Origin of the sequence: Nocardiopsis lambiniae, from assembly GCF_031845465.1 — a bacterium.
GTDB lineage: Bacteria > Actinomycetota > Actinomycetes > Streptosporangiales > Streptosporangiaceae > Nocardiopsis > Nocardiopsis lambiniae.
Genome location: NZ_JAVREP010000001.1, coordinates 46,332 through 70,972 on the forward strand (window position 1 = coordinate 46,332; position 24,641 = coordinate 70,972).

General features: G+C 71.2%; 16 protein-coding genes and 1 pseudogene. 15 read left to right on the forward strand and 2 right to left on the reverse strand.

The window, feature by feature from the left end:
• The first annotated feature begins 82 nt into the window (after positions 1-82).
• From RM479_RS00210 to RM479_RS00230, 5 genes are all read left to right on the forward strand, one after another.
• A complete protein-coding gene (locus tag RM479_RS00210) occupies positions 83-1,798 on the forward strand; it encodes an NYN domain-containing protein (protein ID WP_311509610.1) in 1,716 nt (571 codons plus the stop codon).
• 33 nt (positions 1,799-1,831) lie between these two features.
• On the forward strand, positions 1,832-2,395 hold the full coding sequence (locus RM479_RS00215) for a hypothetical protein (RefSeq protein WP_274813180.1): 564 nt from the start codon (positions 1,832-1,834) through the stop codon (positions 2,393-2,395).
• Between the two features lie 713 nt (positions 2,396-3,108).
• Positions 3,109-5,643 carry a ribonucleoside-diphosphate reductase subunit alpha gene (locus RM479_RS00220; RefSeq protein WP_311509611.1) on the forward strand — a complete coding sequence of 845 codons (2,535 nt, stop codon included), beginning with the start codon at positions 3,109-3,111 and terminating at the stop codon, positions 5,641-5,643.
• Between the two features lie 116 nt (positions 5,644-5,759).
• Positions 5,760-6,842, forward strand: coding sequence for a ribonucleotide-diphosphate reductase subunit beta (locus RM479_RS00225; RefSeq protein ID WP_311509612.1), 1,083 nt, complete (start codon positions 5,760-5,762; stop codon positions 6,840-6,842).
• 659 nt (positions 6,843-7,501) lie between these two features.
• On the forward strand, positions 7,502-7,705 hold the full coding sequence (locus RM479_RS00230; RefSeq protein WP_274812905.1) for a DUF397 domain-containing protein: 204 nt from the start codon (positions 7,502-7,504) through the stop codon (positions 7,703-7,705).
• Between the two features lie 20 nt (positions 7,706-7,725).
• Here the strand turns inward: RM479_RS00230 and fxsT are convergent, their stop codons facing one another.
• Positions 7,726-10,275, reverse strand: coding sequence for an FxSxx-COOH system tetratricopeptide repeat protein (gene fxsT, locus RM479_RS00235; RefSeq protein ID WP_311509613.1), 2,550 nt, complete (start codon positions 10,273-10,275; stop codon positions 7,726-7,728).
• A gap of 447 nt (positions 10,276-10,722) precedes the next feature.
• Here fxsT and putP point away from each other — a divergent pair, with 447 nt between their 5' ends.
• The 7 genes and pseudogenes from putP (at position 10,723) to RM479_RS00270 (ending at position 18,750) form a co-directional block, all read left to right on the forward strand.
• Complete coding sequence (putP, locus tag RM479_RS00240) at positions 10,723-12,297, forward strand: sodium/proline symporter PutP (protein ID WP_311510392.1); 1,575 nt, start codon at positions 10,723-10,725, stop codon at positions 12,295-12,297.
• A 123-nt stretch (positions 12,298-12,420) separates the two neighbouring features.
• Complete coding sequence (locus RM479_RS00245; RefSeq protein WP_311509614.1) at positions 12,421-13,053, forward strand: putative glycolipid-binding domain-containing protein; 633 nt, start codon at positions 12,421-12,423, stop codon at positions 13,051-13,053.
• Between the two features lie 48 nt (positions 13,054-13,101).
• Positions 13,102-13,932, forward strand: coding sequence for an ammonia-dependent NAD(+) synthetase (gene nadE / locus RM479_RS00250; RefSeq protein WP_311509615.1), 831 nt, complete (start codon positions 13,102-13,104; stop codon positions 13,930-13,932).
• A 293-nt stretch (positions 13,933-14,225) separates the two neighbouring features.
• Entirely contained in the window at positions 14,226-15,551 is a 1,326-nt protein-coding gene (locus tag RM479_RS00255; protein ID WP_311509616.1) for an acyltransferase family protein, read from the forward strand.
• An 86-nt stretch (positions 15,552-15,637) separates the two neighbouring features.
• Positions 15,638-16,474, forward strand: a complete 837-nt coding sequence (locus RM479_RS00260; protein WP_274812900.1) for an alpha/beta fold hydrolase — start codon at positions 15,638-15,640, stop codon at positions 16,472-16,474.
• A 107-nt stretch (positions 16,475-16,581) separates the two neighbouring features.
• Positions 16,582-17,808, forward strand: a pseudogene (locus RM479_RS00265) (AGE family epimerase/isomerase); the annotation flags it as partial.
• The gene (locus tag RM479_RS00270; RefSeq protein WP_311510393.1) at positions 17,791-18,750 is read left to right on the forward strand and encodes a carbohydrate kinase family protein; all 960 of its coding nucleotides are present in this window, start codon (positions 17,791-17,793) and stop codon (positions 18,748-18,750) included. The pseudogene RM479_RS00265 and the gene RM479_RS00270, both read left to right, overlap by 18 nt.
• Before the next feature lie 6 nt (positions 18,751-18,756).
• Here RM479_RS00270 and RM479_RS00275 read toward each other — a convergent pair whose 3' ends face one another.
• Entirely contained in the window at positions 18,757-19,893 is a 1,137-nt protein-coding gene (locus tag RM479_RS00275; RefSeq protein ID WP_311509617.1) for a carboxylate-amine ligase, read from the reverse strand.
• A 396-nt stretch (positions 19,894-20,289) separates the two neighbouring features.
• Between RM479_RS00275 and RM479_RS00280 the strand changes: the two genes are divergently transcribed.
• From RM479_RS00280 to RM479_RS00290, 3 genes are all read left to right on the forward strand, one after another.
• Positions 20,290-23,022 carry a helix-turn-helix transcriptional regulator gene (locus tag RM479_RS00280; RefSeq protein WP_311509618.1) on the forward strand — a complete coding sequence of 911 codons (2,733 nt, stop codon included), beginning with the start codon at positions 20,290-20,292 and terminating at the stop codon, positions 23,020-23,022.
• 105 nt (positions 23,023-23,127) lie between these two features.
• The gene (locus tag RM479_RS00285; protein ID WP_274812894.1) at positions 23,128-23,916 is read left to right on the forward strand and encodes an ABC transporter ATP-binding protein; all 789 of its coding nucleotides are present in this window, start codon (positions 23,128-23,130) and stop codon (positions 23,914-23,916) included.
• Positions 23,913-24,629 (forward strand): ABC transporter ATP-binding protein, encoded by a 717-nt coding sequence (locus RM479_RS00290; RefSeq protein WP_397220960.1) that lies wholly within the window; start codon positions 23,913-23,915, stop codon positions 24,627-24,629. The genes RM479_RS00285 and RM479_RS00290 overlap by 4 nt, the downstream gene beginning before the upstream one ends.
• Positions 24,630-24,641 lie beyond the last annotated feature (12 nt).

Genomic DNA, 24,641 nt, shown 5'->3' on the forward strand with positions numbered 1-24,641 from the left:
CACGCAAAACCACACAGACTTGGCTAGGCTGTGCCCCGGCCATGGATATGGCCCCAGAGTCAACAGGGAAGGGGGCGATGTCGTGGACCGTTGCGCGTTGTTCGTCGACGCGGGGTACCTTCTCGCGGACGGTGCGATGGCCGTGCATGGAACCCGCAACCGGGACTCCGTCTCCTGGGACTACTCCGGCCTCGTGCAGTTCCTCAACGAGGTCGCGCGCGACCGTACCGGCCTGCCCTTGCTGCGCTGTTACTGGTACGAGGCGGTCTCCGACGACCGGCGCACCCAGGAGCAGGAGGGCATCGCCGACATCCCCGGCGTGAAGTTCCGCGCCGCGCGGATCAGACCCGGTCGTCGTGAGGGTGTGGAGAGCTACGTCCAGCGCGACCTCACCACCCTGGCCCGTAGCGGTGTCCTGTGCGACGCCGTCCTGGTCAGTGGGGACGAGGACATGGCCGCGGTCGTCGCCGACGTCCAGGACATGGGGGTGCGCGTCACGGTCGTGCACGTCTCGGTCGAGGGCAACTGGACGATCTCGCGCGCGCTGCGCCGGGAGTGCGACGACCTCATCGAGATCGGCGCGGGACACCTGCGCCCGCACGTCAGCCTGCTCTCCAGCAGCGGCGCGCCCCAGGAGACCGCGGCCAAGACCACCACGCCGTTCGCCAACGGGCGGGGTCGGTCGGCCCCCGAGACCCCGCGCCGCCCCGTCGCCACGGCACAGCCAGGGGGCTCCCGGGTCGAGCCGGTCGACGCCTCCACCGGCGACCTGGAGGCGATGTTCGCCGGCACCGGCGGACAGTCGATCGCCCAGGGCAGTGCCATGGAGCAGCTCCGCGCGATGCGGCGGACCCTGGCCCAGCAGCGCGGCGGCGGCGATCACCTCGCCGGCTCGGGCGGCGACGGGCGCGGGAGCGCCGGGACCGGCGGCATCGACGCCAACGGTTTCCCCTCCGGAGGCCAGTCCTCCGTCACCGGGGCCCCCGGATATCCGGGGGCGGCCGGTCACGGATACCCGGTCACCGGAAGCCATCCGTCGCTGCGCGGCGACCAGGGCGGGTACACGATGCCCGGCGGTCAGGACCCGGGGCGGTCGATGACCGGCCCCCAGCAGTCGTTCACGAACGGCACGGGCCCCCAGCAGTCGTTCGCCTCCGGAGCCGGCGGTCAGGACCCGGGGCGGTCGATGACCGGCCCCCAGCAGTCGTTCGCCTCCGGGACCGGCCCCCAGCAGTCGTTCTCGTCGGGCACGGGGCCACAGCGCTCCTTCGCGGAGGACGGCCGTCAAGGCCACGCGCCACCCAGAACGGGGCGACCACAGGACCCGAGGTTCCCCGGAGGGGAAGGCCCCGGGTACGGGGGTGGGGGTACGAACGACGTAAACCCTACCTATGGGACCAGTACGGCAACTGACACCGCTCATCGCGGTTCGGTGCCCTCCTACGGGAGCGCACCGCCTACTGGTCCCGGTCACGAGGACGGGTTCGGGGCGACCGGATACCGCGAATCGCGGTCCGGTCCCGGATATCCCCAGCAGACGCACGCCGGCGCGCATACCGTTGACGAAGCGGTGCGTGTCGCGCACGGAGAAGGGAACGATTTCGCGGAGTCGATCGCGCGAGAGGCCCCCGCCCTGTGGGTGGAGGCCGTCCTCGCCCGCAGGCCTCGGATGCCCTCCGACCTGGAGGCGCGTCTGCTCCAGGGGTCTTCGCTGCCGATCGACCACCTGTTGCGCGACGAGGTCCGGGACGGACTGCGCCAAGGGTTCTGGCAGGCGTTGGAGCGGGCCAGACGCTAGCGCCGTGTGCGAGTGCGGAAGGTGGATGGGCCGATGCGGGTGACCCGCGTGACGACGGCGGAACTCGACCGTCTGGAGTTCCACGCCGTGCGGTCCGGTGAACACGGTGAGGTCGCCGCCCGGCTCCTCGACCTGGCCAACCGGGTCGACGCCGGGAGCGAGATCTCGCGTGCGGAGCTGTTCGTCCGGGCGGGGGAGCAGTGGGAGATCGCCCAGGAGTACGAGCGCGCCTGCGCCGCGTACCAGCGGGCGATCGACGACGGCGGTCCCACGGTCATCGACGCGCGGGCCCTCAGCGCGGGCGCCCTGCTCCAGCTCGACGAGATCGAGCGGGCCCACGCCCAGCTCGACCGGTTGCGGAGCGAGGAACCGCGCGGCCTTCAGACGTACCTCCACGTCTCCGAGGCCCTGTACGCCCACGACGACCTGGCGGGCGCCGAGCGGTGGGCGACCGAGGGGGCGCGACGTTTCCTGCACCGCGACCTCACGCCCTACGTTCGGGACCTGCTCTGGGAGTTGCTGCGGATCCGTTTCCGGATCCGGGCCGACCTGGGGCTGCCCGAGGACGATCTGGACCGCCGCCTCGACGAGGAGTGAGTTTCCCGACGTGTCGCCCGGTGCGTGTGCGACACGCCCGGGACGCGGGTGACCGAGGTCGCCCAGAGGCCCTTGTGACGCCCCGGGCGGCCCTCGTCGCCGGACCGGGTACACCAGGTTCCTCCGGCCTCTCAGGCCGGGCGACGACGGCGATCCGACGCCCGTCGGCCTCCCCGGCGGCCGGCGTGGGCACGGACCGCTCCACGGGAGTCCTAGGCTGGCCACGGCCCCCTCGCCGTGGGGCCGGCGATGCCGTTCCACGTGCCCCGATGCGGCCCCCATACCACGCCCTCAGGGCATGTTCGACGGCCGTCGAAGAATATGAGAAAACAGCGACACGCCATTATCTTGCGGTGGTTCCTAGCGTAGGCCCCTAGATGTAGTATCTGTCCCGCTGGTGCTTCACCCCTCAGGGTGACAGGCGACCCGGAGGGACTCCGGGAGCGACCCTGCCGGCCGAGTGGAACGCGACCGCTGTGAGAACACCCGGGACCCCCGAGATCCCGGTGATCCACGGACCGCGCGAACGAGGGCCGGAGACCGGCGCGCAAGCGCTAGTACGACCGGGGGCTTTGGGAGAGGGCGACCCGCGTGACACACCGATCGACGACCGTACGCACCCGGTGCTGCGGCCGCACGGTGAGCGCCGCGCGAGCCTGTAGCCACCGTCCCCACCCCGCCGGGACTTCTTCTATCGAGGTTGGAGCCGCTGTATGACCCTTGACGTCGAGGCCGTGCCCGCATCCGTTCGGCCCGAGCCGACCACCGAGGGCGCGCCCCCCACCGCCCTCGACCGGATCGAGCACGTCGTGACCGAGGCCTGTGCGCGGCTTTCCGGTGTTTCGGCGGACAAGGTCCTGGTCGAGGCCCGCCGCGGTCTCTACCCCGGCATCCCCGACTCCGAGGTCGAGCTGGCGCTCATCATGGCCGCCCGCAGCTATGTCGAGGTCGACCCGGACTACTCCTACGTCGCCGCGCGCCTGCTGCTCGACAAGCTGCGACGCGAGGCCCTGACCTTCATCAGCGGCGTCTCCGACGCCGCCACCCAGTCCGAGATGCGCGGACGTTACGCCTCCTACCTGGGCGCCTACGTCGGCCGCGGCATCGACCTGGGCCAGCTCGACCCGGCTCTGGCCAAGTTCGACCTGGACCGCCTGGGCAAGGCCCTGCGCCCCGAGCGCGACGAGCAGTTCACGTTCCTGGGCCTCCAGACCCTGTACGACCGCTACTTCCTGCACAGCGACGAGACCCGCTACGAGCTGCCGCAGGCGTTCTTCATGCGCGTCGCCATGGGCCTGGCCCTCAACGAGGACGACCGCGAGGCCCGCGCCATCGAGTTCTACGAGCTGCTGTCCTCGTTCGACTTCATGGCCTCCACGCCCACCCTGTTCAACTCCGGCACGGTGCGCGCCCAGCTCTCCTCCTGCTTCCTCACCACCATCGGTGACGACCTCCAGGCGATCTTCCACGGCATCAGCAACAACGCGATGCTGTCCAAGTACTCCGGCGGTCTGGGCAACGACTGGACCCCGGTCCGCGGCCTGGGCTCCCACATCAAGGGCACCAACGGCAAGAGCCAGGGCGTCGTCCCGTTCCTGAAGATCGCCAACGACACCGCGGTGGCGGTCAACCAGGGCGGCAAGCGCAAGGGCGCCGTGTGCGCCTACCTGGAGACCTGGCACATCGACATCGAGGAATTCCTCGACCTGCGCAAGAACACCGGTGACGAGCGCCGCCGCACCCACGACATGAACACCGCGAACTGGGTTCCGGACCTGTTCATGCAGCGGGTGGAGCAGGACGGCCAGTGGACCCTGTTCTCGCCGAACGAGGTCCCCGAACTGCACGACCTGTACGGCAACGACTTCGCCGAGGCCTACGCCGCCTACGAGAAGGCCGCGGACGAGGGCCGCATCAAGGTCCACAAGCGGGTCCGCGCCGTCGACCTGTGGCGCCGCATGCTCACCATGCTGTTCGAGACGGGCCACCCCTGGATCACCTTCAAGGACCCGTCGAACCTGCGCTCCCCGCAGCAGCACGTCGGCGTGGTGCACTCCTCCAACCTGTGCACCGAGATCACGCTCAACACGAACTCCGAAGAGGTCGCGGTCTGCAACCTGGGCTCGGTCAACCTGGCCCAGCACGTCGGACCCGACGGCATCGACGTCGAGCGCCTGCGCCGCACCGTCCGCACGGCCGTGCGCATGCTCGACAACGTCATCGACGTGAACTTCTACACGATCCCCGAGGCCGAGCGCGCCAACATGCGCCACCGTCCCGTGGGCCTGGGTCTCATGGGCTTCCAGGACGCGCTGTTCAAGCTGCGTCTGCCCTACTCCTCCCGCAGCGCCGTGGAGTTCGCCGACGAGAGCATGGAGCTCATCAGCTACCACGCCATCGAGGCCTCCATGGAACTGGCCGCCGAGCGCGGCGCCTACGAGACCTTTGAGGGCTCGCTGTGGAGCCAGGGCATCCTGCCCATCGACTCCGTGCGTCTGCTCGCCAAGGAGCGCGGCGGCGAGCTCGACATGGACCGCGGCCAGACCCTCGACTGGTTCTCGCTGCGCGAGAAGGTCAAGCGGACCGGCATGCGCAACTCCAACGTGATGGCGATCGCGCCCACCGCGACCATCGCCAACATCACCGGCGTCAGCCAGTCGATCGAGCCGGTCTACCGCAACCTGTTCGTCAAGTCGAACATGTCCGGCGACTTCACCGTCGTCAACGACTACCTGGTCCGCGACCTCAAGGAGCGCGGTCTGTGGGACGAGGACATGGTCTCGCAGCTCAAGCTGCACGACGGCAGCCTCGGCGCGATCGCCCGCGTTCCGGACGACCTGAAGGCGCTGTACGCCACCGCCTTCGAGGTCGACCCGAACTGGCTCGTGGACGCCGGATCGCGTCGCCAGAAGTGGATCGACCAGGCCCAGTCGCTCAACCTGTACATGGCCGCCCCCAGCGGTAAGAAGCTGGACGCCCTGTACCGCCGTGCCTGGCGCTCCGGTCTCAAGACCACCTACTACCTGCGTTCGCAGAGCGCCACCCACGTGGAGAAGAGCACCATCAAGGGGACCGACGGCCGTCTCAACGCGGTCGCCGCGACCCCGGCTGCCGCCCCGGCCCCGGCCCCGGCGGCCGTCGTCCACCCGGAGCCCGTGGCCGAGCCCGAGCCGATCGAGGACGAGTTCGAGATCGTCGACGGGCAGGCCTGCTCCATCGACGACCCCGAGTGCGAGGCCTGCCAGTAGGTCCCCTCGGCCCTTCCGGCCGCGACGACTCCTCGGCCGCCCGCCCCCGCCCGGGGCGGGCGGCCCTCTCCACCCCACGAAGCGCTTCCGGGCACTCCCGGAGAAGGAAAGACACCATGACCGTGACCTCTGAGAACACCGCGAGCGCCACCAGCGGCCTCGGCGAGATCGAGCGCGACGCCGCGCGCGTCAACGTCGACGACAAGGCGATGATCAACGCCCGCGCCGACGTCAACCAGCTCCTCCCGCTCAAGTACACGTGGGCTTGGGAGAAGTACCTCTCCGGGTGCAACAACCACTGGATGCCCACCGAGGTCGCGATGCAGGCCGACATCGCCCTGTGGAAGTCCCGTGACGGGCTGACCGAGGACGAGCGCCTCATGCTCAAGCGCAACCTGGGCTTCTTCGCCACCGCGGAATCGCTGGTCGCCAACAACATCGTCCTGGCCGTGTACCGCCAGCTCACCAACCCCGAGTGCCGCCAGTACCTGCTGCGCCAGGCGTTCGAGGAGGCCGTGCACACCCACACCTTCCAGTACATCTGCGAGAGCCTCGGCCTGGACGAGGGCGAGCTCTTCAACATGTACCGGGAGGTTCCGTCCATCACCGCGAAGGACGCCTGGGCGCTCAAGTACACGCAGAACCTGGAGAACCCGGACTTCCGCACTGGCACCCCCGAGGCGGACCGGGCGTTCCTGCGCGACCTCGTGGCGTTCTACGTGATCTTCGAGGGCATGTGGTTCTACACCGGCTTCGCGCAGATCCTGTCGCTGGGCCGGCGCAACAAGATGGTCGGCATCGCCGAGCAGTACCAGTACATCCTGCGCGACGAGTCGATCCACCTGAACTTCGGCATCGACGTGATCAACCAGATCAAGATCGAGAACCCGCACCTGTGGACCGAGGAGTTCCAGGCCGAGGTCCGGCAGATGCTGACCGACGCCTGCGAGCTGGAGGTCGCCTACGGGCGCGAGACCATGCCGCGCGGCATCCTGGGCCTCAACGGTGACCTGTGCGAGAAGTACATGCACTTCATCACCGACCGCCGCGCCGAGCAGATCGGCCTGGCCCCCATCTTCGGGGAGACGGAGAACCCGTTCCCCTGGATGAGCGAGATGATGGACCTCCAGAAGGAGAAGAACTTCTTCGAGACCCGCGTGATCGAGTACCAGACCGGCGGCGGCCTGGACTGGGACTAGCCTCCGCGCGGTCCCCACGAACCCGGCCCTTCTCCCCCATCGGCGGTGGGGGAGGGGGGCCGTTCACGTTCCCGGGGCCCGATGCGGGCCGACCGGGGCGGCCTCCCACCGTTCGAGATGAACGGCACGCGACGGAAGTGGGCGAACCGCCTCCCTCGGGCGGTTCGGACAGTACCTTTCTCCTGGGAGGGCTTCGCCCTCCTGCTCCGGTGGCCCGGGTCGAGGCGCGCGACCCGGGCCACCGGCCTGTCCGGCCCGCCCAGCGCGGCCCCGCCGCCCCGCGTCGGGAGCGGATCCCGGTCGCCGGCCCCTCCCCGAGGACGTCCGATGAATATGTCAAAGGGCGGATGTATAAACCGACAGCAAGGCATGAAACACCCGGCTTTCAGGGGCCTTCGCGGTGGCACTCCGATGATTCGCGTAGGCCATCGGCAATGTTATGGAAAAGCGACCACACTGGTCTCGCCCGTCACTTGCCTTCTACTTCGGGCCGTGAAAAAAAGATCAGGTGTTTGGTGCGCCCGGCGTGGGGTAGACGACAGGGCTCTGCCGGTTCGGGGCACTCTGCTCTTTGGACCGCCATATTTCTTGTGAATAATCCCTTTTTCCTTGTGCTGGGCATGCCTTTTTGTCGGCATATCGGTCAGAGTGGACGGATAATGATCAACAGCCCGGAAAAGGGTTCGGATTTCTTCGGCCGGTGGCGGAAGTCGCGCTATTCTTATGATGTGGGTGCGTGCTGTGAAGTGCTGAACCTGGAATCCGGGGAATCGTACTTCCGGGATTCGGTGAACCCGGACCTGGCGCGGCTCGGATTCAAGAACGACGAATGGTCCACCTTCCTGGCCACGGCCAAGCGCTGAAATCCTTCTCCGTTCTCCTCTTATACGACCATCACGGGTAGGACATCGCAGTCCTGACGGGTGTACGAGGACATGGAGGCCACGGAGGGGTGGGCGGAGCCGAAACGCTCGGCGAGGGTCCGGCGCAGCTCCGACCACTCCTCCTTCACGTCCTCGCCCAGGGTGTGCCTGCTCACCAGATGATTGCGCCGGGCGGTCAGCAGGATGGGGTGCGTGTCCGCCACGAGGTCGCGACAGCCCGCCTCGGTCAGGGCGTCCAGCTCACGGGCGTCGGCGTGACGCTCCGACCCGTACAGGTCCGTCGCCAGGTTGAGCGCCGCGGGCAGGGTGGTGAACGATCCCGGCCCGTAGATCCTCTGAAGACGCTCCAGAGCGGCCTGATCCATGACCGCCGCCCGGGTGAACGCCCCTTGGGCGCGCAGCACGATCCCGATGCCCACACGGGCCCAGGCCGGGAACGGGTGACCGTCGGGGAACCGCTCGTCGGTCGGGGGCAGGACGCGCCGCGCCTCCTCCGCCGCCTCGTCCCGGCGACCCGCCCGGGTCAGCGTCACCATGTGCACCACCCGGCAGTACAGCGTCTGGCGCACCGTCGGCGGGTAGTGGCGTCGGTAGAGGGCGAGCGCCCGGGAGGAGTACTCCAGCCCCGTCTCGGTGTCGCCGAGGTCGCGGTGGACCAGCGCCAGGAACAACAGTCCCTGAAGGGCGTGCGGGGTCTCGGCGGCCGAGATCGCCTCGAACCGTTCCATGCACTCCTCCAGGCGGTCGCGCGCCTCCTCCCAGCGCCCGAGGGACATCAGGGTCAGCCCCAGGTTGAGGTCGGTGCGCAGGGTCGGCACGCTGTCGGGCCCCAGCAGGGCGGCGCGTTCGCGCAGGTTGCGCTCGGAGACCAGGAGCGCCTGGTCGAACCTCCCCTGTTCCTGGAGCACCTGGGCGTAGTCGTGCGCCGCCTCCAGGGTGTGGGCGTCCGGCTCGGACCCGGTGCGGGCGCGCCGGTGCTCCAGGATCTGCTCGAAGAGGTGCTCGGCCTCGTCGAACCGGGCGAGTCCGCTCAGGGCGATGGCCACCGCCCGCAGCGCCTCCAGGGTCTCGTCTGCCTCCGGTCCGCCCCGGTCGAGCTGTTCCCGGTGGATGTCGCGCGCCTCCGCCAGGGCGGTCGCGTACTCGCTGTGGATCCGCCGGATCTTGTTGCGCCGCAGACGGGCGTGCATCAGGGACGCCGGGTCGTCCCCCCACGCGTTGACGGCCTGGTCGGCCACGCCCACGGCCTTGGGGTACTCGCCGGTCTCGGTGAGGAAGTCGATCACGTTGAGGACCAGGGAACGCACCCTCGGGTCACGGCTCGACCAGGCCTGGGACTCCTTCACGTGGGCGTGCAGCACCAGGTAACGGTCGCGGTGCGCCGGGTCGGCGGGCTCTCCCGGGTCGTTGTGGGCCAGGACCCGCCGGGCCAGCTCCCGGTAGCGCAGTTTCTCCACCAGGGGCATCGAGTCCCGGATCACCTCCTGGAACAGTTCGTGCAGGTGGAAGGTGTCGTTGCCGGGGTCGACGGAGACGAGTCTGCGCCGCCGCATGAACTCCAGGACCCGATCCAGGCGGACCTCGTCGCCGAACGGCCCCCTCCGCCCAGGGGCGTCCCCCAGGCCGCGGGCCCGGGTGAAGAAGGACCGCGACAACGGCAGCGGGGCCAGGAAGGCGCACAGGCGCACGAGTTCGACCACCGCTCGGCCGGTGTCGTCGTCGGTGTCCCCGAGCAGTTCCTCGGCCTGGATCGCCCAGGCCGCCGCCAAGGGCGCGGTGTGCTCGTCGTCGGTGCCCATCCGGGTCACCATGTCGGTGTAGCGCTCCTGGAAGCGCTCGAAGAACTCCTCGGTCTCCAGCGGGGACTCCCGTAGGAACGCACCGACCTGCGACAGGGCCAGGGGCAGGTGTTCGAGGTGCTCGGCCAGGCGCTCGCCGGTGCCGAGCGGCTCCACGCGTTCGGGGCACACCTTGCGCAGCAGGGACAGGCTCTCGGCGGTGTCCAGCCGGGGCACGACCCGTCCGTCGATGAGACGGCCGACCCGGTTCCACCGTGGGCGCCGGTGGTCCCGGCTCGTGATGAGGACCCGGCCGGGCCCTCCCTCGGGCACGTAGTCGGAGACCAGGGTCTCGATGTCCGCCGCCCCGTCGAACACCAGCAGCCACGAACCGATCCGCGGGTCGCGGGTGAGGGCCCGGCGCACCCCCTGCACGGTGCGGGCGATGTGGTCGTGGGAGACCGTCAGCCCGATCTGCTCGGCCAGGCGCAGAAAGGAGCCGTTGGCGTCGATGTCGGTGGCGGCGGGCACCCACCAGATCAGGTCGTAGTGCTCGGCGTACCGATGCGCGTACTGGCGGGCGATGAGGCTCTTGCCGACACCGCTTCCGCCGCCGATCAGGTAGCGGGCCCCCTCGCGCCTTTGCAGGGCTTCGTGGATCTGTTCGAGGATCGCCTCGCGGCCGGTGAAATCGGGATCGGCGGGGGGAACGCCGCCCATCACCGGTGGATGGTCGCGGCTCCCACCGATCGGGCCGGTTCCGCTCGTCATGGTCCTCCCGCTTTCTGTGCGGCGGCTCGGGAAGGCCGTTCGTCCACGATTCTCGGACGGATGGGGGCGTCGGAGGTGGGGAGACGGTCGAGGAGCGGCTGCGGGGTGGCCCCGGTTCCGCCTGATTCCAGGCTAGGCGGCGGCTCTGGGGATGTCGATACTCGTCCACGTCCTGTGGACGGAAGGGCGGGAGCCGACATCGGCGACCCGGCCGGCCGAACCGCGCTCGGTCATTTGTCCCAGCGGACGAAACCATGGGCCCCGGCATGGCTCAGCGGACAATAATGGCCGGTCAAAGACTCAGCGAGGTCTCGAAGTGGTGTTTTTCCGAGCCCGGGTGTTGTGACCTGATGAACAAAAGGTGATGATCCGGGACAGTGAACATAAAGAACGCGTGAGCACTCCTCGCGCGTCGTCCAGGAAAGGAGGGTGGCCTTGACCGAGTCCATGCTCTGGTCCACCGGCGCCTTCGGCGTCTACCTCATCGCCATGGTCGCCATCGGCCTGTGGGCCTACAAGCGCACCGTCTCCCAATCGGACTTCGTCCTAGGCGGACGTCGGCTCAACAGCTGGGTGGCGGGCCTGAGCGCCAACGCCAGCGACTTCAGCGGCTGGCTGCTGCTGGGCCTGCCCGGCGCCATCTACGTCTCCGGCCTGGGTGAGGCCTGGATCGCCGTCGGATTGGCCTGTGGCTTCGCCGGAAGCTGGATCCTCCTGGCCCCGCGCCTGCGGGTCTACACCCAGCGGGTGACCGACGCCCGGGTCGGCGGCGATTCCGACTCGCTGACCCTGCCCTCCTTCCTGGAGAACCGCTTCAACGACCCCACCCGCCTGCTGCGCGGTGTGTCGTCGCTCCTCATCATCGTCTTCTACTTCTTCTACGTCGCCTCCGGCCTGGTCGCCATGGCCGCCCTGTTCGACCAGATCTTCGGTCTGGACCCGGCCCCGGCCATCGCCATCGGTGTCGGCATCGTGGTGCTGTACACGGTGCTCGGCGGGTTCCTCGCCGTCTCCTACACCGACGTGGTCCAGGCCGCGATGATGTGGCTGGCCCTGCTCATCGTCCCGGTCCTGGCGATCACCGCCCTGGGCGGGTTCTCCGGACTGGCCGACGGGGTCGCGGCCAAGAGCGACGGCCTGCTCTCGGCGGTGGGCGGCACCTCCCTGGACACCGACCTCGGACAGTGGGTGTCCACCGACACCCTGGGCTGGGTCGTCATCGTCTCCGGTCTGGCCTGGGGCCTGGGCTACTTCGGCCAGCCCCACATCCTCGCCCGGTACATGGGCATCCGCTCGGTCAAGGACATCCCGGCCGCCGCCACCATCAGCGTGACCTGGGCGATCAGCGCGATGGCCTTGGCCGTCCTGGTCGGCTTCATCGGCATCGCCCAGTTCGAGACGCCGCTGGACTCCCCCGAGCAGGTGTTCCCCCGCCTGATCGAGGCACTGTCCCACCCGCTGGTCGCCGGTGTGCTGCTCGCCGCCATCCTGGCCGCCGTGATGAGCACCGCCGACTCCCAGTTGCTGGTGGCGTCCTCGTCCCTGACCGAGGACGGCTACCGGGCGTTCGTCGACCGCGACGCCGACCCCAGGACCCTGCTGTGGATCAGCCGCGGCGCCGTGGTCGCCGTGGCCCTGGCCGCGGCCGGCATCGCCCTGTGGGGGAACAGCTCGGTGATGGACCTGGTCGGTTACGCCTGGGCCGGGTTCGGCGCCGGGTTCGGCCCGATCCTGCTGCTGTCGGTGTTCTGGAAGCGTATGACCTGGACCGGTGCGCTGGCGGGCATGATCGCGGGAGGCGGCACCGCCATCCTGTGGGACATCCTGGACGAGGCCTTCTTCGGCATCGGCCTGTACGCGATGGTCCCGGCCGCGATCCTGAGCTTCGCCGCCATCTTCGTGTTCAACGGCCTGGGCAGGGTCAGCGACCAGATGGCCGCCGACTTCGACCGGGTCGAGGCCGAGGTCCGCTCCGGCGAGGAGGGCGGTTCCGCCGTCGCCTCGGAGGACGCCAAGGCCTGACGGTCGTCCACCGCACGGCGGATCCGGGGTCCGCGTCACCTGACGCGGGCCCCGTCCCGTTCCGGTGAGGACCTGCGGGCACCCGCCCTGGCGCGCGTGTCGCGGGAGCGGTAGAACGGTGACATGTCGTCACCGAAGGAACACCCGGCCGCGTGGGCCCGGACCGACGTCCCGGAAGGGCTCGGACTGGGCGCGCTCATGCCCGAGCCCGACGGTTACCGCCTGGAGGCTGGGGAGGCCGTCGTCGACGGCGGCGCCGGATACTTCGTGCGGTTCGGTGTGCGCGCCGATCTGGCCTGGGCCACCCGCGAGGTGCGCGTGGAGGTGATCTCCGCACGCGGACTGACCTCGGTCCTGCTCAACGCGCAGGGCGGTCACTGGACCGACGCCGAGGGCCGCCCCCTGCCCGAACTGGTCGGTTGCCTGGACGTGGACGTGGCCGCCACCCCGCTCACCAACACCCTGCCGATCCGTCGGCTGGGCCTGCGTCCGGGCGAGTACCGCGACATCGCGGTGGTCTGGATCGACGTGCCGTCGCTGCGGGTCAGACGGGTCCGGCAGCGTTACACCCGCCACCCGGCCGAGAACGGGCTGGAGGTCTACACCTACCGCGACCCGCTGCACGGGGAGTACCGATTGTCGGTGGACGGCGACGGCGTGGTCGTCGATTACGAGCGGTTCGCCCGCCGGTTGCGCGAGGGCGGGACGGCCGTCGAGTGGTCCGCCGGTGTCACGTCCGGTGTTGCGGACGGGTGATAATCGGCGAACAGCCGTACCGCAATCCCAGATTTCGGGGGACACCACGTGACCGACACAGAGCTCAGCCGGGACCGCCGTGAGATCATCCGCGACCTGGAGGTCTCCGCGGACTTCGACGCGCACGCCGAGATCGAGCGGCGCGTCTCCTTCCTCGCCGAGCGTCTGACCACCACCGGCACCACCGCCCTGGTCCTGGGCATCAGCGGCGGCGTCGACTCCCTCACCGCCGGCCGACTGTGCCGACTGGCCGTGGACCGGGTCCGCGCGGCCGGCGGCACCGCCGAGTACATCGCCATGCGCCTGCCCCACGGTGAGCAGAAGGACGAGGACGACGCGACCCGCGCCGTGGGGTTCACCGAGCCCGACCGCCTCCTCACCGTCGACATCCGCCCCGCCACCGAGGCCATGGCCGCGTCCCTGCGCGCGGCCGGCATGACCTACCCGGACGAGGGCGTCGAGGACTTCGTCATCGGCAACGTCAAGGCCCGCCAGCGCATGATCGCCCAGTACGCGGTCGCCGGGGGAGTGCGCGGACTGGTGGTCGGCACCGACCACGCCGCCGAGGCGGTCACCGGGTTCTTCACCAAGTACGGCGACGGCGGCGCGGACCTCGTTCCGCTCACCGGGCTCACCAAGCGCCGGGTGCGGGCCGTCGCCGCGACCCTGGGCGCCCCCGAGGATCTGGTGCACAAGATCCCCACCGCCGACCTGGAATCGCTCTCCCCGCAGAAGCCGGACGAGGAGGCGCTCGGTCTCACCTATGAGCGGATCGACGACTTCCTGGAGGGGCTGCCCGTCCCCGCCTCGGTCGAGGAGGCGTTGGTGGCCCGCTACCGGGCCACCGCCCACAAGCGCGCCCTGCCCACCGCCCCCTGAGTCACGGGCCCCCGCCCCCGACCCGTGGTGGTGCGCGCACCACCATTCGCGGTCGGGGCAACCGCCCCTGGTAAAGAGGCATCAGATCCATCGCGATCCTCGGTCGATCACACCTAAGGTCGTGGAGTACGACGTGCCGGGCCTCTGAGGTCGATCACCCCGATCTCGGCGCGATTCCTTCTACGGGTGCCGACACACGCGCCCTCCCCCTGAAACCGGCCGGTACGGCCCGCGCCCCGGACACGCGCGTGTCCCACGGCCGGTACCGGCAGGAAGATCCAAGGAGTGATCGGATGACCGTGACCGCAGGCCATGAGGGCCCGCCGACCACGACGACGGCCCGGACCCTCACGGGCGTCGAGTCGCGCGACGTCCCCGCCGTCGGCCGGGACCGCTTCCTCGACGTCCTTCGCCTGTTCGTCATGGTGCTGGTGGTCATGCAGCACTGGTGGCTCCCCGTCCTGGCGCAGAACCAGGGCATGCTCGACGCCGGCAGTGTGCTGTCCACCCAGGGCGGGTTCGCCCTCACCTGGGTCTCCCAGGTGATGCCGCTGATCTTCTTCGTCGGGGGTGCCGCGAACCTCATCAGCTGGCGGTCCGCCTCGGGCAAGGGCGTCACTGCGGCCACCTGGTACGCCCGACGCCTTCGCCGGCTCGCCTGGCCGGTGGTCCCCTTGGCGGCCCTGTGGATCGTCGCCTCCCACGTGCTGGTGCTCGGCGGCGCGCCCGCCCAGCCGGTGCTGGTGGGCGCGGGGGCAGCGGGCATGGTGCTGTGGTTCCTGGCGGTGTACGTGCTGGTGGTCGTGGCCACTCCCGTGCTCTCCCTGGCCCACGAGCGGTTCGGCGCCTGGACCCTGCTGGCCTTGCTGACCGGCGCGATCGCCGTCGACCTGATCCGGTTCGGCACCGGAACGGAGTGGGTGGGCTACCTCAACGTCGCGTTCGTCTGGTTGGGCGTGCACCAGCTGGGCTTCTCCTACGTGACCGGGCGGATCCGTCGCCGGCACGCGGCGATGCTGGCCGGCGCCGGCGTGGCCGTGGCGCTCGGCCTGGTGGCGTTCGGTCCCTACTCGGTGAACATGACGGGCGTGTTCGCCGCCGAGACCTCCAACGTGGCTCCGCCGACCCTGGTGCTGGCGGCTCTGGGCGCGTTGCAGGTCGGTGTGGCCGTGCTGGCTCGCGAGGTGATCGGAACCTGGGCGGACCGGCCCGTGACGGCGCGTCTGCTGGACCGGATCTGCCCGCAGTTGATGACGGTCTACCTGTGGCACATGCTGCCGATCAGCGTGGTCGCCGGGGTCGTGGTGTTCGGCCTGGGCATCGACACCCCCGAACCGATGACCGGCCTGTGGCTGCTGTGGGGCGTCCTGGGGGTGGCGGTGCTGGTTCCGCTGATCCTGCCGCTGGCCCACTGGGCGGTGCGGTTCGAGAACCCGCCCAAGGTCCTCTCCGGTTCGCCGGGGATGATCCGGGTGCTGGTGGCGGCGGCCCTGGTCGGCGGTGGTCTGCTGACCCTGACGGTGACCGGCCTGGGTCTGGGCTGGGGGCCGCTTGCCGGCCTGCTCATGGTGCTCTGCGGAGTGGTCCTCACCCGGTCACCGGACCGTGCCCGACCGTAGTCGACGAGTGAGGAAACGACAGTTCCCGTTCAGGTTCCCGTCATGTCGAGGGGAGCCGCGGGCCGACCCGGGGTAGACCAGGCGTCATGGATCCGACACGCATCGCCTTCGAGGGAGGGGGGACGGGCCGCCCGCTGGTCCTGTTGCACGGACTGGGCGACCGTCGCCAGAGCTGGAGCGCCGTGGTGCCCAGGCTCACCGAGGACTACCGCGTCTTCTGCGTCGATCTGCCGGGGTTCGGGCGGACCCCGGCGCCGCCGCCCGGGGAGCCCTACGACGTCTTCACGATGACCGAGGCGGTGGAGGCGTTCTGCCGGCTCCACCAGCTGGAGAATCCGCATCTGGCGGGCAATTCGCTGGGCGGGTCCATCGCCCTCGAACTCGGTGCCCGCGGGCTGGCCGGTTCGGTGACGGTGTTCTCGCCCGCGGGGTTCTCCGGCGACCTGGGCCGGTGGGGGCTGCGCACGGTGGGCACCTTCGCGAACCTGGCCGCCCGCGTGCCCATGCCGCTCAAGGAGCGGTTGGCGAGCACGCCGCCGGCCCGGGCGCTGGCCCGGACCGTGCTGCGCGGGGATCCCTCCTCCCCGGAGGCCAAGGCGACGCGCTTCAGCGTCCGGGGTCTCCAGGAGGGCGCGCCGTTCATCCGGATGATCCCGCACATCGCGGAGTACGACTTCGAGGCGGGGCCGATCGACTGCCCGGTCACGATCGCCTGGGGCGACCGGGACCGCACCCTGCTGCCCTCCAGCGCCGAACACGCGCACCGGCGGGTGCCCGGTGCCCGGATGGTCTCCCTGCTCGGCAGCGGGCACATTCCGATGGCGGACGACCCGATCTCGGTCGCGGAGCACATCAAGTGGACCTGCCGCGCGGCCGACCTGGGCCATCGCCGGGCCGTGCGGTCGGCTTCACGGCCTCATTAGGGAGGGGGGACGATGACCTGCCCGGTCCTGTGTGTCAACGTTGTCCTTGTCCGTGTCGGTCGCCCCGCATCCGTGACGCGGGCGGGGGCTGGAGGAGGCAAGGGAATTTGACCGTGAAGCATCGTCCCCCGGGGGACCCCCGTCGGCTCGGGGATGAGGAACGGCGCCTGCGCCAGTTCGCCGCGGGTTCGGTCGTGCCGGACGGGTTCGGCGCGCTCGACGCGCACGGCCGGGTCGAACCGGACCGGCCCGTGGAGACGTGGATCAGCGCGCGGATGACGCACGTGTTCTCGCTGGCCCTGCTGCGGGGCGACCGGGACGCCGCGCGCGCGGCCGACCACGGTGTGCGGGCGCTGACCGAGGGGCCGCTCCGTGACACCGAGCGGGACGGCTGGTTCGACGCGATCCCCCGGGAGCGCTCCCAAGGCCGGAAGTCCGCCTATCCGCACACCTTCGTGGTGCTCGCCGCCGCCACCGCGACCCTCGCCGGCCGGCCCGGTGCCCGCGCCCTGCTCGAAGACGCGCTGCGGGTCGTCGAGACCCGTTTCTGGGACGCGTCGGCCGGCGCGCTCCTGGAGGGCTGGGACGCCGACTGGACCGAGACCGAGGACTATCGGGGCGCCAACAGCAACATGCACGCGGTGGAGGCCTTCCTGGCCGCCGCCGACGCCACCGGTGACATCGTGTGGACCCGGCGGGCACTGGCCATCGCCGAACGCCTCGTCCACGGAGTGGCCGCCGACCACGACTGGCGGCTCCCCGAGCACTTCACCGCCGACTGGGAACCGCTCCCCGACTACAACCGGGATCATCCCGACCACCCCTTCCGGCCCTTCGGGAGCACCACCGGCCACCTGTTGGAATGGTCCCGGCTGCTGGTGCACCTGGAGATCGCGCTCACCCGGGCGGGAGAGGCGGTCCCCGGCTGGCTGCGCACCGACGCCGAGGCCCTGTTCTCCCACGCGGTCCGGCGCGGCTGGAACGTGGACGGGGCCGAGGGCTTCGTCTACACCCTCGACTGGAACGACCGGCCGGTCGTGCGCGAACGCATGCACTGGGTGGACGCCGAGGCCACCATGGCCGCCTGGGCCCTGGCCCGCCACACCGGCGACCGCGCGCACCTGGAGCACTACGAGCGCTGGTGGGACCACATCGAGCGCCACCACATCGACGTCGAGAACGGTAGCTGGCACCACGAGCTGGACCCGGAGAACCGGCCCGCGGCCACGGTCTGGCCGGGCAAGCCCGACGTCTACCACGCCTACCAGGCCGCCCTGCTGCCGCAGATCCCGTTGTCCACCTCGCTCGCCGCCGGGGTGATCGAGCACACCGACCCCCACCTGGTCGTGGTCGGCGAGAACGTCATGGACCTGCTGCCCGCCCCGGGCGGCCCCGGAGCGCTGCGGGCCGTGCCGGGCGGCGGACCGGCCAACACCGCGGTGGCGGCCCGCCGCCTCGGGGTCCCCACCCGGTTCCTGGCCCGTATCGGCTCGGACGGGTTCGGCCGGATGATCCGCGGCCGACTGCTGGTGGAGGGGCTCGACCCGGTCGGGCTGCTCCCCGCGGAGGAACCGTCGGCGCTGGCGCTGGCCGGATTGGGCGCGGACGGCTCGGCGGTCTACGACTTCCGGATGGACGACGCGGCCGACTGGCGATGGCGTCCCGGCGAACTGCCGGAGGAACTGGAACCGGGGGTGCGCGCCCTGCACGCGGCCTCCCTGGCCCTGTTCCGGGAACCGGGCGCCGGGTTCGTCGAGGCGCTGCTGCGCCGCGAACACGGTCGAGGGCGGGTCACCGTCACCCTCGACCCGAACATCCGGCCGGGCGTGATCGGTGACCCCGAGGCCGCCCGCGCGTTGGCCCTGCGCCATGTCGCGCAGGCGCACGTGGTGAAGGCCAGCGACGAGGACCTCGCGTTCCTGTACCCGGATCTGACACCGGAGGAGGCGGCCGACGCCCTGGTGGCGCTGGGCCCCTCGCTCGTGGTGGTCACCCTCGGGGCGACGGGCGCGTTCGCCCTCTCGCGCGGGGTGCGGGCCGAGGTGTCCGCACCCAGGGTCGAGGTCGTCGACACCGTGGGCGCGGGCGACACGTTCATGGGGGCGTTGCTGGCCTGGCTGGACGCCCACGACCGGTTGGGGTACGACCCCCGGGCCCGGTTGGCCGACCTGGCGGAGGCGGACCTGACGGAGATGCTGGGCTTCGCCGCCCGGGCCGCCGCCGTCACCGTCACCCGGGAGGGCGCCGACCCGCCGGTCACCGCCGACCTGGCCTGATACGGGTCACAGCCCTTGGAGGGTGTGGTCGACGAGGTGGTCCACGACGTCGGTGAGCCGCCCCCGACGCGCGTGGGCCGCCCGTTGGCGGGCCGCCCCCGATCCCCGACGGCGCAGCCGGTCCAAGAGGTCGGCGGCCAGGTCGGCGTCGCCGTTGGCGCTCAGTCCGGGCAGTGCGGTGGCCAGCAGTCTGTCCATGGCCACCGCCGCGGGGAGGGTCTCCCCGGTGAGCGGGTCGGGGACCACGCCCTCCAGCCCGTCGCGGGCCGCCCGCCACATGGCGGCCCGCAGGGCCGTGTCGGGCACCTCGGGCACGGGGACACCCCGATCGACGTCGGTGAGGACCCGGGAGACCAGTCCCCGGGTCAGGACGGCGAACAGCAGGGCCTCCTCGGCGGTGGCGGCCACGTCGCCCACCCGGATCTCCAGGGTGGGCAGGTGCTCCGAGAGACGGACGTCCCAATAGACCATGTGACGATCCAGGATCGCCCCCGACGCGGCCAGGGCGCGCACGGCCCGTTCGTGGTCGTCGAGGGAGCGCATCCGCGGCGGCGGCCCCGCCGACGGCAGTCGGTTCCAGGTGATGGTGCGCCAACTGGCGTGTCCGGTGTCGCGGCCGTTGTGGAAGGGCGAGTTCGCCGACATCGCCACCAGGAAGGGCAGCCACCGGCGCAGGTGGCCGACGGTCAGGACGGCGTTCTCCCGGTCGGGGATCCCCACGTGCACATGGCAGCCGCACACGATGTGCGATTCGCGCAACGCCCCGAAGTGGGCGGCGATCTCGGCGTAACGGGCTCCGTCGCTGATGACGACGCTCGACGGGTCGCCCAGGACGGCTGTCCCGGAGGCCACCACGGCCAGGCCGGCGACCTCGGCGGCCTGGGCCAGTTCGCGTCGGGCCTCGCGCAGGAACCGGCGGGCGTCCTCGGCGCCGCCGCACACGGGACTGTTGGCCTCCACCTGGGCCCGGCTGAACTCGCCGCACAGTCGATCGTCCATCCGGGTACGGGCGAGCAGGTCGGGAGCACGGGAGAGGATGCGGCGCGTGCGCGGGTCGACGACGAAGAACTCCTCCTCGACACCGAAAGTGGGCGGGGCGACCTGGGGGCGCAGGTCGTGTGCGACCAGGGAGTGGTTCCGCATCGAATGTCGTTCCCTCCTGCCGTCGGGTGCGTCCCCGCACTGATATCCCGGGCGGGACGGCCGCGACAGTGTCCCGGAGAGGACAAAAAGCTATCCGGCGATATGTGTGTCCCTTTTGTCCGCTTCGCGGGGTCGGGTCTCCCCCGCGTTACGGCTTGATAAACGCCATGTTCGGTCGGAGGGGCGCGAGAGGCCGTCCGATGGTGATCCCCATCACCTTTACTCGGCGCGGAATCCCAGGTGGAACAGGGGGAGCAGGTGTCCCCGGGGTCGTCTCCCCCGCCCTCGGTCCGGCCCGTTCCTTCGCGCGTGCGAGTCCGTGCGGGTATCGGTGAAACGACCAGTGTGACCGCCCGCACCTGCCGCAACGGGGGTTCGCTGTGCGAATCTGAGCCCGTGATCGGCAGAAACACCGACCCCCGGGCGACACGCCTGCGGGGCCGGGACAAGGAACTGCGGGTCCTCGCCGAAGTACTGGACGACGCGAGGGCTCGGCGCGGCGCGTCCCTCATCCTGACGGGCGGTCCGGGGCGCGGCAAGAGCGCGCTCCTCGCCCACCTGCGCGAGAACGCCGGTGATTTCACCGTCCTGCACTGCGGGGGTGTGCCCGACGAGGCCGATCTGCCCCTGGCCGGTCTCGAACGTCTGCTGCGCCCCCTGGCCCCGCACCCCGCACCCCTGGGCGAGGCCCTGACCCGGGGCCGGGTCGACGACCGGATGTCCCTGTCCCTGTCGCTGCTCGACCGGCTCACCACCGACGAGCCCCTCCTGGTGTGCGTCGACGACGCCGACCGGTTCGACGGTCCCTCCCTCGACGCGCTGGCCTTCGCGGCCCGTCGTCTGGCCGGCACCGCGACGGCGATCGTGTTCTCCGCCCGGGACGGCCGGATCAAGCCCGGAGCCGCCGACGCCCTCGTGCCCGGGATCCCCGAACGGCATCTCCACCTCCTGGAGGAGCGGGCGCTCCACGACATCCTCACCGACCGGGCGCCGGTCACCCTGCCGGCCTCCGCGCGCGCCGTCCTGGTGCGCTCCGCCCACGGCAACCCCGCCGTCCTCCTGGGGCACCTGGAATCGCCGTCGGGCGATCCCGAGGACCCCACCTCGGAGGCCCCGCGCCTGCCCGACCGGCTCCGTGCCGACCTGCTGTCCCCCTACCGCGACCTCCCCGAGCGCACCCGTTCCCTGCTGCTCCTGGCGGCCCTGGGCGAGGGGATCCCCCTCCACCTGCTGTCGCGGGCCGCCGGAGCGGAGGGCTCGGCGGTGGCCGACCTGGAGTCCGCCGAGGACCTCGGCCTGGTCCGGGTGGAGGACGACATCGTCGTCTTCACCGACCCCCTGGTGGGCCGGGCGTTCACCCAGGGGGCCCCGGCCGCCGCGGTGCGGGCGGCCCACCGGGCCCTGGCCGGGGTCACCGACCCCGATGCGGACCCGACGACGTTCGCCCGGCACACCGCCGCGGGCGCGGACGCCCCCGACGCGGACCTGGCCGACTCGGTGGTCGCCGTGGCGCGTCGGGCCAAGCGCGTGGAGGGCCGGACCGCCGCGGCCCTGGTCTACGAACGGGCCGCGGCCCTCACCCCCGACCCCGACATCCGCGCCTGCCGCCTGACCAGCGCCTCGTACGAGACGTACATGGCGGGCCGCTCCGAGCAGGCCGGACGGATCCTCTCCCGGGCCAGGCCGCTCGCGGTGACCGATCGGCGGCGCGTCCTGGTCGACCTGGTCGACGCCCAGATCGCGATGCGCGGCTCCAACGCGGTCGACGTCGCGGAGCGGCTCTACACGGTCGGCCGTGACCTCATTCCGCACGACCGCGGGCTGGCCCTGCGCACCCTGGTGCGCTCGGCCGACTCCGCCTCGCTGGCCGGGGACCCGGCCCGGCACGCCCGCGCCGCCAAGCTCGCGCTGCCCCTGGTCCGCGCCGACGATCCCGAACCGGTGCGCCTGGTCGCCGCCTTCCTGGAGGGGTGCAGCATCTCCTTCCGGGGTGATTACCCCGGCTCCACGCCCCTGCTGCGCGAGGCCACCCGGCTGGCCGAACTCGTCGACAAGCCGTCGGAACTGATCTGGTCGGGCATCGCCGGGCTGCGCCTGTCCGACGACCCGTTCGTCCGCCGGTCCACCACCCGCGCGGTGGAGGTCGCCCGGCTCACCGGGGAACGCGCGACGATCCCGGCCGCCCTGGGGTTCCTGGTGTTCTCCGAGTTCTGGAGCGGCCGGTTCCCCTCCGCCGCCGGGACCGCGCTCAACGGCCTGCGGGTCTCCCGGGAGAGCGGGCAGACCATCTGGGCCACCCAGCACCTGGCGTCCCTGGCGATGATCGCGGCCATCCAGGGCGACATCGACACCTGCCGGATCCGGGCGCGCGCCGTCGCCACCCAGGCGGGGGAGAACAGCCTGGGTCTGGCCGCCGCCCTGGCCTCGTGGGCGCTGGCCGTCCTGGAACTGTCGCGCGGCAACGCGGCGGAGGCCTTCTTCCGGTTGCGCTCCCTGGTCCACGCCGGTCCCGGACACGGGCACCCGACGATGCGGCTGCTCACGGCGCCGCACTTCGTCGAGGCGGCGACACGGATCGGCGAGATCGAGTGGGCGCGCACCTCCCTGGCCGGTTACCGCCGCTGGGCCGACGCGATCGGCTCGCCGAGCGCGATGGCCCTGGCCGAACGCGGCGCCGGTCTGCTGGCCCCGCCGGACGAGGCCGCCGACCACTTCGAGAGCGCCCTGGCCCTGCACCGGGCCTGCGGCGACGACGACGTCGAACACGCCCGCACCCAGCTGCTCTTCGGCGCCTTCCTGCGTCGGGCGCGGCTGCCGGGGCGGGCCCGCGAACACCTGCACAACGCGCAGGAGTCCTTCGAACGCTTCGGTGCCCGGCTGTGGGTCCGACAGACCCGCGCCGAGCTGCGCGCCCTCGGAACGGGGGAACGCGGTCCGGAGTCACCGTCCACGGGCGAGCTGACCGCGCAACAGCAGCAGATCGCCCGGTTGGTCGCCGAAGGCGCGACCAACCGCGAGGTGGCCGCGCACATGTTCATCAGCCCGCGCACGGTGGAGCACCACCTGCGCGGCATCTTCCGCAAGCTCGGCATCAGGTCCCGCGTGGACCTGGCCCGCCTCTTCAACTGATCATCCGGGGACACGGGCGACGATGCCCGACATCCCCTTCATACCAACCGGTCGGTATACCACGCCGATCCGCGACACGGAGAAAGGCGGGGTGAAAGGCATCCCATGACGACGACAGCGACCGAACACCTCCTGACCGCAGAGGGGATCACCGTCCGCTTCGGGGGACTGACCGCTCTCGACGACGTCGATCTGCGCGTCCGCCCGGGCGGTGTCACCGGACTCATCGGACCCAACGGGGCCGGCAAGACCACCCTGTTCAACGTGCTCTCCGGCGTCCTGCGCCCCACGTCGGGGACCATCACCTGGAAGGGGGCGCCGCCATCGAACCGTAGGACCCACCACCTGGCCCGCGCCGGGATCGCCCGCACCTTCCAGGGCCTCAACCTCTTCCCGCTGATGACGGTCCTGGACAACGTCGCGGTCGGCGCCGACCGCCTCGCGCGGGGAGGACCCCTCTCCCTCCTCACCGGGCTCGGCCGCCACCACCGGGACGAACGCGAACTGCGCGAACGCGCCATGGCCGCACTGGAGCGGTTCGGTGTCGCCGACACCGCGTACCGCCTTCCCGGCACCCTTCCCTACGGAGTCCAGAAGCAGGTCGCCCTCGCCCGCGCCTGCGTCGGCGATCCCGAACTGCTCCTGCTCGACGAACCCGCCGGCGGCCTGTCCGGCGGACAGATCGGCGATCTCGCCGCGCAGATCCGCGAACTGGGCCGGGACATGGCCGTCGTCCTGGTCGAGCACCACATGGACCTGGTCATGGAGGTCTGCGACCACATCGTGGTCCTCAACTTCGGCCGGGTCATCTCCACCGGAACCCCCGACGAGGTGCGCGCCGACCCCGAGGTCACCCGCGCCTACCTCGGCACCACCGACGATGGGAACGAATGATGAGCGCCCTGCTGGAGGTCGAGGACCTCACCGCCTCCTACGGCGCGATCCGCGCTCTCGACGGCGTCTCCTTCACCGTCCCCGAACGCGGCTTCCGGGCGATCCTGGGCGCCAACGGGGCGGGCAAGACCACCCTCCTGCGCACCATCACCGGTCTGCACCGCGCCGGATCCGGCCGGGTACTGCTCGACGGCGAGGACATCACCCGCCTGCCCGCCGACCGCGTCATCACCCGCGGCCTGGCCCACGTCCCCGAGGGCGGTGGCGTCATCACCGAACTGACGGTCGAGGAGAACCTGCGCCTGGGCGCGCTGTGGCGCACCTCCCGACGCGACCGCGCCACCGAGGCCGAGGTGCTGGAGCTGTTCCCGCCCCTGGTCGAACGGCTCGGCCGGTCCGCGGGCACCCTCTCCGGCGGCGAACGCCAGATGCTCGCCATCGGCCGCGCTCTCATGGCCCGCCCCCGGATCCTCCTGCTGGACGAGCCCTCCCTGGGCCTGGCGCCCCTGGTCACCAAACAGATCTTCACCCTCCTGCGCGACCTGCGCGAACGCACCGGGCTCACCGTCGTCCTGGTCGAGCAGAACGCCGCGGGCGCACTGGCCGCCACCGACAGCGGCGTCGTCCTCAACCAGGGCCGGGTGGCCGCCGAGGGCGACTCCGACGAGCTGCTCTCCGACGACCGCACGCGCCACGCCTACCTGGGCTTTTGAGCCCGGATCCCG